The 12,658-nt window shown below is 65.8% G+C and carries 11 protein-coding genes; 10 read left to right on the top strand and 1 reads right to left on the bottom strand.

Going from position 1 to position 12,658, the window contains the following annotated elements; translation table 11 throughout:
* The first annotated feature begins 5 nt into the window (after positions 1–5).
* The 3 genes from ACFFJ7_RS01405 to ACFFJ7_RS01395 are packed head-to-tail and all read left to right on the top strand — an operon-like array spanning position 6 to position 3,730.
* On the top strand, positions 6–794 hold the full coding sequence (locus ACFFJ7_RS01405) for an enoyl-CoA hydratase/isomerase family protein (protein ID WP_166949053.1): 789 nt from the start codon (positions 6–8) through the stop codon (positions 792–794).
* Positions 791–2,815: an acetyl/propionyl/methylcrotonyl-CoA carboxylase subunit alpha gene (locus ACFFJ7_RS01400; protein WP_377590465.1), complete on the top strand. Its 2,025-nt coding sequence runs from the start codon at positions 791–793 to the stop codon at positions 2,813–2,815. The genes ACFFJ7_RS01405 and ACFFJ7_RS01400 overlap by 4 nt, the downstream gene beginning before the upstream one ends.
* Positions 2,816–2,818: 3 nt before the next feature.
* On the top strand, positions 2,819–3,730 hold the full coding sequence (locus ACFFJ7_RS01395; RefSeq protein WP_166949049.1) for a hydroxymethylglutaryl-CoA lyase: 912 nt from the start codon (positions 2,819–2,821) through the stop codon (positions 3,728–3,730).
* Positions 3,731–3,795: 65 nt separating this feature from the next.
* Here the strand turns inward: ACFFJ7_RS01395 and ACFFJ7_RS01390 are convergent, their stop codons facing one another.
* Positions 3,796–4,326, bottom strand: coding sequence for an isochorismatase family protein (locus tag ACFFJ7_RS01390; protein ID WP_166949047.1), 531 nt, complete (start codon positions 4,324–4,326; stop codon positions 3,796–3,798).
* Between the two features lie 179 nt (positions 4,327–4,505).
* On the opposite strand from ACFFJ7_RS01390, the gene ACFFJ7_RS01385 reads away from it, so the two are divergent.
* From ACFFJ7_RS01385 to ACFFJ7_RS01355, 7 genes are all read left to right on the top strand, one after another.
* The gene (locus ACFFJ7_RS01385; RefSeq protein WP_166949045.1) at positions 4,506–5,183 is read left to right on the top strand and encodes a Crp/Fnr family transcriptional regulator; all 678 of its coding nucleotides are present in this window, start codon (positions 4,506–4,508) and stop codon (positions 5,181–5,183) included.
* A 232-nt stretch (positions 5,184–5,415) separates the two neighbouring features.
* Positions 5,416–7,383 (top strand): AMP-dependent synthetase/ligase, encoded by a 1,968-nt coding sequence (locus ACFFJ7_RS01380; RefSeq protein ID WP_377590462.1) that lies wholly within the window; start codon positions 5,416–5,418, stop codon positions 7,381–7,383.
* A gap of 43 nt (positions 7,384–7,426) precedes the next feature.
* Complete coding sequence (locus tag ACFFJ7_RS01375) at positions 7,427–8,248, top strand: ABC transporter ATP-binding protein (protein WP_166949042.1); 822 nt, start codon at positions 7,427–7,429, stop codon at positions 8,246–8,248.
* Between the two features lie 10 nt (positions 8,249–8,258).
* Complete coding sequence (locus ACFFJ7_RS01370) at positions 8,259–9,215, top strand: branched-chain amino acid ABC transporter permease (protein WP_208394090.1); 957 nt, start codon at positions 8,259–8,261, stop codon at positions 9,213–9,215.
* Between the two features lie 12 nt (positions 9,216–9,227).
* Positions 9,228–10,304 (top strand): branched-chain amino acid ABC transporter permease, encoded by a 1,077-nt coding sequence (locus ACFFJ7_RS01365; protein WP_166949040.1) that lies wholly within the window; start codon positions 9,228–9,230, stop codon positions 10,302–10,304.
* Between the two features lie 50 nt (positions 10,305–10,354).
* On the top strand, positions 10,355–11,692 hold the full coding sequence (locus ACFFJ7_RS01360; RefSeq protein ID WP_377590459.1) for an ABC transporter substrate-binding protein: 1,338 nt from the start codon (positions 10,355–10,357) through the stop codon (positions 11,690–11,692).
* A gap of 54 nt (positions 11,693–11,746) precedes the next feature.
* Entirely contained in the window at positions 11,747–12,592 is an 846-nt protein-coding gene (locus tag ACFFJ7_RS01355; RefSeq protein ID WP_166949036.1) for an ABC transporter ATP-binding protein, read from the top strand.
* Positions 12,593–12,658 lie beyond the last annotated feature (66 nt).

The following is a 12,658-nucleotide window of genomic DNA, read 5'->3' as shown; positions in this document are numbered from 1 at the left end:
CAGCCATGACCAGCCTTCTGATCGCCCGCGACGGCCCCGTCGCCACCGTGACCCTGAACCGGCCGGAGGTGCGCAACGCCTTCGACGACGCGCTGATCGCCGCGCTGACTGAAGCCTTCGCCGAACTCGGCGGCGACGGGCAAATCCGCGTCGTCGTGCTCGCCGCCAGCGGCAAGGCCTTCTGCGCCGGCGCGGACCTGGCGTGGATGCGCCGCATGGCGGACTACACGCATGCGGAAAACCTCGCGGACGCGACCGCCCTCGCCACCATGCTGCGCACGATCCACGAATGCCCGAAGCCGGTCGTCGCGCGCGTACAGGGCGATGTCTTCGCGGGCGGCATGGGTCTCGTCGCAGCGAGCGACATCGCGGTTGCGGTCGACAGCGCCCGTTTCTGCCTCAGCGAGGTGAAGCTCGGCCTCATCCCGGCGACGATCGCGCCCTATGTCATCGCGGCGCTCGGCCCGCGCGCGGCGCAACGCTTCGTCCTCACCGCCGAGGTTTTTTCGGCCGAAACCGCCGCGCGGACCGGCTTCGTGCATGAAATAGCGGGCGCGGAGGCGCTTGACGCGGCGGTGGCGCGCTACGTTCAGGCATTCCTCAATGCCTCGCCCGCCGCGCTCGCCGCCGGCAAGCGCCTGCTGCGGGAAGCGGGCGGGCGCGCCGTCGACGACGCGCTCGTCGCCGATACCGCCAGGCGCATCGCCGACATCCGCGCCTCGCATGAGGGCCGAGAGGGCGTGCAGTCCTTCCTCAACAAGACGAAACCTTCATGGCTGGCGGGGGACCAATGACACAGCAAGAAATAAGAAAAATCCTCATTGCCAACCGGGGCGAGATCGCCTGCCGGGTGGCGGCGACCGCCCGCCGCCTCGCGATCCGCACAGTCGCCGTCCATTCGGATGTCGATGCCCGCACCCGGTTCGTGGCGGCCTGCGACGAGGCGGTCTCGCTGGGCGGAGCCGCGCCGAAGGACAGCTACCTGCGGCAGGACAAGATCATCGCCGCCGCGAAGGCCACGGGCGCGGATGCCATCCATCCGGGCTACGGCTTCCTCAGCGAGAACGCCGAATTCGCGGCGGCCTGCGCGCAGGCCGGGCTCGTCTTCATCGGTCCGCCCGCTTCCGCCATCGCGGCGATGGGCCTCAAGGCGGAATCGAAGCGCCTGATGGAAGCGGCCGGCGTGCCGCTTGTGCCGGGCTACCACGGCGCGGAACAGGATTTCGACCTGCTCGCCGCCGAAGCCGAGCGCATCGGCTATCCGCTGATGATCAAGGCGAGCGCCGGCGGCGGCGGCAAGGGCATGCGCATTGTCGAGGCCCACGAGGATTTCGCCGAAAACCTCGCCTCCTGCCAGCGCGAGGCGATCGCGAGCTTCGGCAGCGCGGCCGTGCTGATCGAGCGCTACGTGCAACGCCCGCGCCACATCGAAATCCAGGTTTTCGGCGATTCCCACGGCAACTACGTCTATCTCTACGAGCGCGACTGCTCCGTGCAGCGCCGCCACCAGAAAGTGCTGGAGGAAGCCCCCGCCCCCGGCCTCGGCGCCGCGCGGCGCAGGGAAATGGGCGAGGCCGCCATCGCCGCCGCGCGCGCCGTGGGCTATGTGGGCGCGGGCACGGTCGAGTTCATCGCCGAGCCGGCGGCGGACGGCGACATCGACTTCTATTTCATGGAGATGAACACCCGCCTGCAGGTGGAGCATCCGGTGACGGAGGCCATCACCGGTCTCGATCTCGTGGAATGGCAGATCAGGGTTGCGGCGGGCGAGCCGCTGCCGCTGCATCAGGACGAGCTTGCCATCGGCGGCCATGCCATCGAGGCGCGCATCTGCGCCGAAAATCCCGACAACGACTTCCTGCCCGCGACCGGGCGTCTCGATGTTTTCCGCCTGCCGGAGCATACGGCCTTCGCCGTCAACGGCAACGGCGTTCGCGTCGATTCCGGTGTGCGGGAAGGCGACGACATCTCGCCCTTCTACGATCCGATGATCGCCAAGCTCATCGTGCACGGCGCCACCCGCGAGGAGGCGCTGGCGCGGCTCGACGCGGCGTTGGCACAGACGCACATCGTCGGCGTCGCCAACAACGTCGCCTTTCTGCGCCGCACGGCCGCGAGCCGCTCCTTCGCACAGGCCGATCTCGACACCGCGCTCATCCGGCGCGAGCATGATGCGCTCTTCGGCAGCGAGCGCCCGTTCGGCCTGCCGTTCGCGGTGACGGCGGGGGCCATCGTCGCCCACATCGTGCAGGCCGAGCGCGCCCTCGCGAACGCCGACCCGTGGTCGCACCGCGATGGCTGGCGCATCGGCGGGCCGGTGACGCGCCGGCTGCTCATCGAGCACGGCGAGACGGCGGACACCGCCGCCTTCACGCCGCTGGACCGCGACAGCGTCCGCCTCGGCATCAGTGATGCCACTCACCTCCTGACGCTGAACGGCGCCGACGATATCGCTCTCGACGGCCGGCCCCTGCACGTCGCGACCTACCGCACGGGCGAGCTGTTTTCCGTCTTCGCCGGCAGCGGCAGCGCCGCCGTCCGTCTCGCTGATCCGCTGGCGCATGCGGGCGAGGCCGAGACGGAAGCCGGGCGCCTTACCGCGCCGATGCCCGGCAAGGTCGTGGCCTTTCTGGTCGAAGCGGGAGAAACGGTCGCGAAGGGCCAGCCGCTCGCCGTGATGGAGGCGATGAAGATGGAGCACACCATCAAGGCCCCCATCGACGGCACCGTCTCTGAACTGCTCTACGGCATCGGCGACCAGCTCAGCGAGGGCGCGGAACTGCTGCGGCTCGAACCATTGCAGAAAGCGGAGTAAACCATGGGCGCGCTCCCGTCGAAAGTCAGGATCGTCGAGGTCGGCCCGCGTGACGGGCTGCAGAACGAGAAGAACTTCGTCTCCACCGCCGTCAAGGTGGAACTCATCGGCCGCCTGCAGGAGGCCGGTCTCAGGCACATAGAGACGACGAGCTTCGTGAGCCCGAAATGGGTGCCGCAGATGGCCGACAATGCCGCCGTCATGGCCGGCATCGTGCGCCGCGACGACGTCGTCTATTCCGTGCTCGTGCCCAACATGAAAGGCTATGAGGCGGCCCTGCCGACGAAGCCCGGCGAGGTCGAGGTGTTCGGCTCGGCGAGCGAGGCCTTCAGCCAGAAGAACATCAACTGTTCCATCGCCGAAAGCATCGAGCGCTTTGCTCCCGTGGTCGAGGCCGCGCTGGCCGCGGGCATCCGCGTGCGCGGCGCCATCTCCTGCGCGCTCGGCTGCCCCTACGAGGGCGAGATCGCGGCGGAGAAGGTCACCTACGTCGCCCGGCTGATGAAGGATATCGGCGTTCAGCACGTCGGCATCGCGGACACCATCGGCGTGGGCACGCCGCGCAAGGCGCGCAAGGCGCTGGAAGCGGCCCTCGCCGTCTACGACATCGGCGATGTGTCAGGCCATTTCCACGACACCTACGGGCAGGCGCTGGCCAATATCTATGCGGCGCTCGAACTCGGTATCAGCCAGTTCGACGCCTCCGTCGCCGGCCTCGGCGGCTGTCCCTACGCAAAGGGCGCGACCGGCAACGTGGCGACGGAGAACGTCGTCTATCTGCTCGACGGCCTCGGCATCGAGACCGGCGTCGACCTGGACGCGCTGGTGGATGCCGGCGCGTTCATCTCGCGGCACCTCGGCCGGACCAACGGCTCGAACGTTGCCAATGCGATTCTCGCGAAACGGGCGGGCTGATACCGACGCTCCCGGTCACCGGCCGCGCGCATGCGGGTTTTGCTCCAGCGCCGCGACCGCTTGACTTACCTGATGAGCGGGAGCGCTTCGCGGAAGCGTGGGTGATCGGCACGCTCCAGCCATTCGAAGATAGCCATCTCCACGGTCACGATCTCGATACCGCGCGCCGCGATCCGCCGCAGCGCGATATCCTTGCTGAAAGGTTTCCGCGAGGCAACGGCGTCGGCAACCACCACCGGCGTGAAGCCCGCGCGGACAAGGCCGAAGGTCGTCTGCAGCACGCAGACATGCGCCTCCCAGCCCGTCACCAGCACGGTCTCGCGCCTTTCGTCCAGCGCCTCGCGCAGCCCCGGCTCGCCCGTCGCGTCGAAACTCAGCTTGGCGATGATTTTCTCGGGGAGCGGCAGCAGCGCATCCGCCGTGGCGCCGAGCTTCTCCGGGATCTGCTCGGTGGCGAGCACGGGCACGCCCACGAGTTGCGCCGCGCGCGCCAGACGTTCCGCCTGTTCGATCGTCTCTTGCGCGCCGTCAATGACAGGCGCAAGCCGTTGCTGAAAATCGACCAGCAAGAGCGTGGAACGCCGTGCCTGCAGCATGACCGTCTCCCTCGAAGGATTTTCTTCTTTCACGTTAAACTATATGGGGACTTGAGCAAATCCCCGGCGCGGATAATACTCCGGTTCTAACGCGGCCATCCGGAAAAAAGCAATACATTGCCACAAGAAGCGTCCGCCGCGATACCAGACGGAACCACGGGCAAGGAGCGGGTAGCCATTTGATAACGGCCGACTATCTGTCCAAAATCGCCCCCTGGGCCGGCGACCTGACGGCGGCCGAGCGCGAGCGCGCGGCCCGTGGCACCGTGGAGAAACACTTCGCCAAGGGCGATTACATCTGCCACGAGGGCGACCGCATGAACTACTGGTGCGGCGTGGCGAGCGGCATCATCAAGGTCGGCACTGTCTCCACCAGCGGCAAGGCGGTGACGTTCTCCGGCGTCCCCACCAGCGGCTGGGTGGGGGAAGGGTCCGTGCTGAAGGACGAAATTCGCCAGTACGACATCGTCGCCGTGCGCGATTCGCGCGTGGCGCTGATGCAAAAGGCGACATTCCACTGGCTTTTCGAGAATTCCGTCGGCTTCAACCGCTTTCTGGTGCGCCAGCTCAACGAGCGGCTTGGCCAGTTCATCGCCACGGTCGGCTACGACCGCCTGCTCGATGCGCGCGCCCGCGTGGCCCGCGCCCTCGGCTGGCTGTTCAATCCGGTGCTGTATCCGGGCGTGGGCAACTGGCTCGACATCAGCCAGGAGGAACTCGGCCTCATCTGCGGCCTGTCGCGGCAAGCCGTCAACAAGAGCCTGAAGGAGCTGGAGGAAGAGGGCCTGCTCGCCATGGAGCGCAACGGCGTCCGTGTCATCGACCTCGCCGAGCTGTCGCGCTACGGCGCCGGCTGAGCAAAACAGCGCCGTGATGCGGCACACGGGAATACGAAAGGAAATTTCGCGTAAGGCACACAAGACGCAACGATACAATGAAATAACCCGTTCTGTCTGTCAAGCGAACGGTTGCGGAAAAAACCAATTCGCGCGATTTTGCGACACAAGAGAGAGGTCCGGGCGCTCGCGCTACGGCCTCCGGAGGAAACGCCATCAAGCCTTTCAAGGCTTTACAGGAGGGTTTGACGTCATGACGACGAATGCTTCCGCACGTCCTGACACCTTTCCGAAACTCCTTGCGCGCAATGCAGCCGTGCGTGGAACGCGGCCCGCCATCCGCCACAAGGACTACGGCATCTGGCAAACGTGGACGTGGGCGGAGAGCTACGAGATCGTCCGTGCCTACGCGGCCGGCCTGTCCGGCATCGGCGTGCGGCGCGGCGACGCCATCGCCATTGTCGGCACCAACCGCCCCAAGCTCTACTGGTCCGTGACGGCCGCGCAGATGCTCGGCGCGATCCCGGTGCCGGTCTATGCCGACGCGGTGGCGGAAGAGCTTGCCTATGTGCTCGCCAACGCCGAGGTGAAGTTCGCCGCCGTGCAGGATCAGGAGCAGGTCGACAAGCTGCTGTCGGTCTCCGACCGCCTGCCGAACCTCGCGCATCTCTTCTACGACGAGCCGCGCGGCCTGCGCGACTACGATCACGAGAAGCTGCATTCCATCGACGAGATCATCGGCATCGGCCGCGACGCGCTGACGGAGAACGCCGTGCGCGAGCGCATCGATGAGGGCATCGAGCAGGGATCGGGCGACGATGTCTCCATCATCCTCTACACGTCCGGCACGACGGGCCGTTCCAAGGGCGTGGTGCTGACGGCGAAGGGCTGTATCGACGCCGCCACCGACACCGTGACGTTCGACCGGCTGACCGACCGCGACGAGGTGTTGGCCTATCTGCCGCTCGCCTGGGTCGGCGACCATTACCTCAACTACGCGCAGGGGCTCGTCGCCGGCTTCTGCATGGCCTGCCCGGAATCGCCCGAGACCGCCGAGCACGACCTGCGCGAGATCGGCCCCACCTTCTACTTCGCGCCGCCGCGTGTGTTCGAGGCGCTGCTGACGCGCGTCATGATCCGCATGGAGGACGCCGGGCCGACGAAGCGCAGGCTGTTCCACTACTTCATCGGCGTGGCGAAGAAATACGGCGAGAAGCTCCTGAACGGCGAATCCGTGCCACTCGGCGGGCGGCTGCTCTACGGACTCGGCCGTTTCGTCATCTACGAGCCGCTCAAGAACGTGCTCGGCTTCACCCGCATCCGCGTCGCCTACACGGCGGGCGAGGCCATCGGGCCGGACCTGTTCTCCTTCTATCGTTCGCTGGGGCTGAACCTGAAGCAGCTCTACGGCCAGACGGAGGCCTTCCTCTACGTCACCGCGCAGCCGGACGGCCAGATCCGCGCCGACACGGTCGGCCCGCCCACGCCCAACGTCCAGATCCGCATCGCGGAGAGCGGCGAGGTGCAGTTCCGCTCGCCCGGCCAGTTCCGCGAATACTACAGGGACGCGGAAAAGACCGCCGAGACATTGACGGAGGACGGCTTCGTCAAGACGGGCGACGCCGGCTTCTTCGAGCCGGACGGGCACCTCAAGATCATCGACCGCGCGAAGGATGTGGGCAAGCTGTCGGACGGCTCTCTGTTCCCGCCGAAATACGTCGAGAACAAGCTGAAGTTCTTCCACAACATCAAGGAAGCCGTGGTGTTCGGCGACGGGCGCGACTTCGTCACCTGCTTCCTCAACATCGACCTCACCGCCGTCGGCAACTGGGCAGAGCGCAACAACGTCTCCTACGCCTCGTATCAGGAACTCGCCAGCCATCCGCGCGTCTACGAGATGCTGCAGAAGAACGTCGAGGAAGTGAACCGGGCGCTGGCGAAAGAGCCGCTGATGGCGGGCGCGCAGGTACACCGCTTCCTCATCCTGCACAAGGAACTCGATGCCGATGACGGCGAGCTGACCCGCACGCAGAAGGTGCGCCGCTCCTTCATCGCCGACCGCTACAAGCCGCTGATCGACGCGCTCTATGCCGGCAAGACGGAAGAGGACATCACCACCGAGGTGACCTTCGAGGACGGCCGAAAGGGCTCCATCTCCGCCCGCGTCCAGATCCGCGACGTGGCGGTGGTCCCGCCCGCCCCGGCGAAACAGGCGGCATGAGGGGGGAAACATGAGAACGCCAGACATCACGGGAGCCGCGAGCATGGGGACGCCTAACTGGGGCGGCGCGGGCGGGGGAGCCGGCGCGATACACAAGGGCGACATCCTGCTCAGCGTCGAGAACGTCTCCCTGCGCTTCGGCGGCGTCAAAGCCATCACCGACGTCTCCTTCGACATCCGCAAGGGCGAAATCCGCGCCATTATCGGGCCGAACGGCGCCGGCAAGACGTCGATGCTCAACGTCATCAACGGCTTCTACAACCCGCAGGAAGGCCGCATCACCTTCAAGGGCGCGACGCGCAACCGCATGCGTCCGTCCGTCGCCGCGAGCCAGGGCATCGCCCGCACCTTCCAGAACGTGGCGCTGTTCAAGGGCATGTCGACGCTCGACAACATCATGACCGGGCGCACGCTGAAGATGCATCGAGGCTTCTTCTGGCAGGTGCTGCGCCACGGCCCCGCCTTCCGCGAGGAAATCGAACACCGCAAGTTCGTCGAGGAAATCATCGACTTCCTTGAGATCGAGGCGATCCGCAAGACGCCGGTCGGCCGCCTGCCCTACGGCCTGCAGAAGCGCGTCGAACTTGGCCGCGCCCTCGCCATGGAGCCGGAGCTGCTGCTGCTCGACGAGCCGATGGCCGGCATGAACCTGGAGGAGAAGGAGGACATGTGCCGCTTCATCCTCGACGTCAACAACCAGTTCGGCACCACCATCGCGCTCATCGAGCACGACATCGGCGTCGTCATGGACCTCTCGGACCGCATCGTGGTGCTGGAATACGGCCGCAAGATCGCCGACGGCGTGCCCGACGAGGTCAAGAACGACAGCAAGGTCATCGACGCCTATCTCGGCGTGGCCCATTGAGGAGGAGGCCATGGAAATTCTGTACAACATCTTCCTCGATCCCTTCGTGCAGATGGCCGGCGCGCCCGATCTGCTGGTGCAGACCCTCTGGGAAGGCCTCGTCTCCGGCGTGCTCTACGCACTGATCGCGCTCGGCTTCGTGCTGATCTTCAAGGCGTCGGGCGTGTTCAACTTCGCCCAGGGCATCATGGTCGTGTTCGCGGCGCTGACGCTCGTCGGCCTGTTCGAGATCGGCGTGCCCGCCCTCCTCGCCCTGGTGCTCACCGTCGGCGTGATGTATCTGCTCGCCGTCGGCGTGGAGCGCGTGATGCTGCGCCCGCTCGTGAACCAGCCGGACATCATCCTGTTCATGGCCACCTTCGGCCTGACCTATTTTCTGATCGGGCTCGGCGAACTCGTGTTCGGCGGCAATCCGAAATCCATGATCACGCAGGAACTCTACCTGCCCACGGGCTCGGTCGATATCGAGATGCTCGGCGGCTTCGTCTCGCTGCAGAAGCTCGACATCGCGGCCGCCCTCATCGCCTCGATCATGGTGGCCGGGCTTGCCGTCTTCTTCCAGAAGACGCGCATCGGCCGGGCGCTACGCGCGGTGGCGGACAGCCACAAGGCCGCGCTGTCGGTCGGCATCTCCCTCAACCAGATCTGGGTCATCGTGTGGTTCACCGCGGGCGTCGTGGCGCTGACCACGGGCATCATGTGGGGCGCGCGCTCGGACGTGTCCTTCGCCCTCCAGATCGTCGGCCTCAAGGCCCTGCCGGTGCTCATCCTCGGCGGCTTCACCTCCGTGCCGGGCGCCATCGTCGGCGGCCTCATCATCGGCATCGGCGAGAAGCTCGGCGAGTTCTACTGGGGCCCGCTCGTCGGCGGCGGCATCGAGAGCTGGCTCGCCTATTTCATCGCCCTTGTCTTCCTGCTGTTCCGGCCGCAGGGCCTGTTCGGCGACAAGATCATCGAACGTATCTGAGGGAGGCCCGACATGTTCTACCGTGAGGCCGGCCAGTTCAAGACCAACTACGCCGACGACATGGCGATCTTTCCGATCCTTCAGGACAAGATCGGCGTCGCCGTCATCATCGCCGCCGCCTTCGTCGGCGTGCCGCTGCTGGGCGGCAGCTTCTTCATCAATGCGGTGATGATCCCCTTCCTCGTCTTCGCGCTCGCCGCCATCGGGCTCAACCTGCTCACCGGTTACACCGGGCTGCTGTCGCTCGGCAATGCAGGCTTCATGGGCGTCGGCGCCTTCGCCTGCTACAAGCTCACCACCGTCTTCCCGCAGGTGAACATCATCGTCTGGCTCCTCGTCTCGGGCTTTTTCTCGGCGGGGGTGGGCGTCATCTTCGGCCTGCCGAGCCTGCGCATCAAGGGCTTCTATCTGGCCGTCACCACGCTCGCGGCGCAGTTCTTCCTGCAATGGTGCTTCGTGCGCATCCCGTGGCTGACGAACCATAACATCTCCGGCGCCATCGAGGTGCCCACGCGCACGCTGTTCGGCATCGCCATCACCGGCCCCAACGCCGCGCCGGAGGTGCGCTATCTCGTGGTGCTGTCCGTCGTGGCACTGCTGACGCTCGTCGCCGCCCACCTCGTGCACGGCCGTGTCGGACGCATGTGGATGGCGGTGCGCGACATGGACATCGCCGCCGAACTGATGGGCATCAGGCTGCTGCCGACGAAGCTGCTCGCCTTCGCCGTCTCGTCCTTCTACGCCGGCGTCGCCGGGGCGCTGATGGTGTTCCTCTACCTCGGCTCTGCGGAACCGGACGCCTTCTCCATCAACCTGTCGTTCCTGATCCTGTTCATGGTCATCATCGGCGGGCTTGGCAGCCTGATCGGCTCTTTCATGGGGGCCGCGTTCATCTTCATCCTGCCCATCGTGCTGCGCTACCTGCCGCAAAGCCTCGGCTTTTCGGTCGGCGCGGCAACAATCGAACACCTCAACTACATGATCATCGGCGCCCTCATCATCGCCTTCCTGATCGTGGAGCCGCATGGCCTTGCCCGACTGTGGCAGACGGCCAAGCAGAAACTGAGAACGTGGCCGTTCCCCTACTGAGAACGCGCCAGATAAAGGAGCCAGCAAGGCTTCATCCTAGGGAGAGAAAAATGTCCAGAGCATACAAGACCTTGGCCTTGACCGCCGTTCTCGCCGCCACCACCGCCCTCAGCGCCTTCGCGCCCACGCAGGCGCGCGCCGAGGATGAGATCTACGTGCCGCTGTTCACCTACCGCACCGGCCCGTTCTCGGGGTCCGGCATTCCGATCGCCAACGGCATGCACGACTACCTGCGGCTGCTGAACGAGCGCGACGGCGGCATCGGCGGCGTCAAGCTGCGCGTCGAGGAGTGCGAGACCGGCTACGACGCCAAGAAGGGCGTGGAGTGCTACGAAGCCGTCAAGGGCAAGGGGCCGGTCGTGGTCAACCCGTGGTCCACGGGCACGACGCTGTCGCTCATCCCCAAGGCCGGCGTCGACAAGGTGCCGGTGCTGTCGATGGCCTACGGCCTCTCCGCCTCCGCCGACGGCCAGACGTTCCCGTGGATCTTCAACCCACCGAACACCTACTGGGACGGCGCTTCCATGATCCTGTCCTACATCGGCTCCCAGGAAGGCGGGCTCGAAAAGCTGAAGGGCAAGAAGATCGGCTACATCTACCTCGACGCCGGCTTCGGCAAGGAGCCCATTCCGCTGCTGGAATCGCTGTCGAAGGAAATCGGCTTCGATCTCAAGCTCTACCCGGTGCCCGCCGACAACATCCAGAACCAGTCCTCGCAGTGGCTCAGCGTGCGTCGCGACAAGCCGGACTACATGGTGCTGTTCGGCTGGGGGGCGCTCAACCCCACCGCCGTGAAGGAAGCCGTCAAGATCAACTATCCCATGGACAAGTTCGTCTCGATCTGGTGGCCGGGCGAGGATGACGTGCGCTCCGCAGGCCCCGGCGCCAAGGGCTTCAAGACGCTGAACTGGCACGGCGTGGGCGCCAACTTCCCCGCCCTTGATGACATCAAGAAGCACCTCGTCGACGCCGGCAAGAGCAAGACCGACAAGAACAAGGTCGGCGACGTGCTCTACAACCGCGGCGTCTACAACTCGCTGCTGATCGCGGAGGGCATCGCCAACGCCCAGAAGATCACCGGCAAGAAGGTGGTCACGGGCGAGGACGTGCGCCGCGGTCTCGAAGCCATCAACATCACCCCCGAGCGCCTGAAGGAACTCGGCCTCGAAGGCTTCGCCGAGCCGCTGAAGCTCTCCTGCACCGACCACAACGGCCACAAGGCCACCTTCCTGCAGGAATGGGACGGCGAGAAGTGGGTGCGCGCGACCGATCTCGTCGAGCCGCTGCATGACCGCGTCGAACCGCTGCTCAAGGCCGCCGCCAAGGAATACGCAGAAAAGAACTCCGGCTGGCCGAAGCGCACGGAAGCCTGCGACGCGCCTGCGTAACCGTCTCTTTGCAGGTCCCTCTCCCTTTGCGGGAGAGGGACGGAGGGTTTTTCAATGAGCCTCAATCCCGCAAGCATCCCCGCGCCGGAGCCGGCAGGCGACGGCATCCTGTCGGTGAACAACATCGAGGTCATCTACGACCACGTCATCCTCGTGCTCAAGGGCGTGTCGCTGACCGTGCCCAAGGGCGGCATCGTGGCGTTGCTCGGCGCGAACGGCGCGGGCAAGACGACAACGCTCAAGGCCATCTCGAACCTGCTTCATGCCGAACGCGGCGAGGTCACCAAGGGCTCCATCCAGTTCAAGGACGACCGTGTCGACCAGCTGTCGCCCAACGAGCTGGTGCGGCGCGGCTGCATTCAGGTGATGGAGGGCCGCCACTGCTTCGGCCATCTGTCCATCGAGGAAAACCTGCTCACCGGCGCCTTCACCCGCCGAGACGGCTGGGCCGCCGTGAAGCGCGACATGGAGAAGGTCTACGACTACTTTCCCCGCCTGCGCCAGCGCAAGAACTCACAGGCCGGCTACACATCGGGCGGCGAGCAGCAGATGTGCGCCATCGGCCGCGCCATGATGTCGAAGCCTTCCATGATCCTGCTCGACGAACCTTCCATGGGCCTGGCGCCGCAGGTGGTGGAGGAAATCTTCGAGATCGTGCGCGAGCTTAACACGAAGGAAGGCGTTTCCTTCCTCCTCGCCGAGCAGAACACCAACATCGCTCTGCGCTACGCCACCTATGGCTACATCATGGAGACGGGCCGCATCGTCATGGACGGCGAGGCGGCGGCGCTGCGCGAGAACGAAGACGTGAAGGAGTTCTATCTCGGCGTCGGCGGCGGCGACCGCAAATCCTTCCGCGAGGTGAAAAGTTACAAGCGCAGGAAGCGCTGGCTTTCCTGAGCAAGCGACCGCCGGCGCCATCGGGCGCCGACTCCCGGAAAATCCCGTGTTCAAAAAAACCGGAGA

This window comes from Pseudochelatococcus lubricantis, from assembly GCF_042432495.1.
Classification (GTDB): domain Bacteria; phylum Pseudomonadota; class Alphaproteobacteria; order Rhizobiales; family Beijerinckiaceae; genus Pseudochelatococcus; species Pseudochelatococcus lubricantis.
Note: the sequence above shows the minus strand (reverse complement) of the source record. Positions and strands in the feature narration are given on the sequence as shown.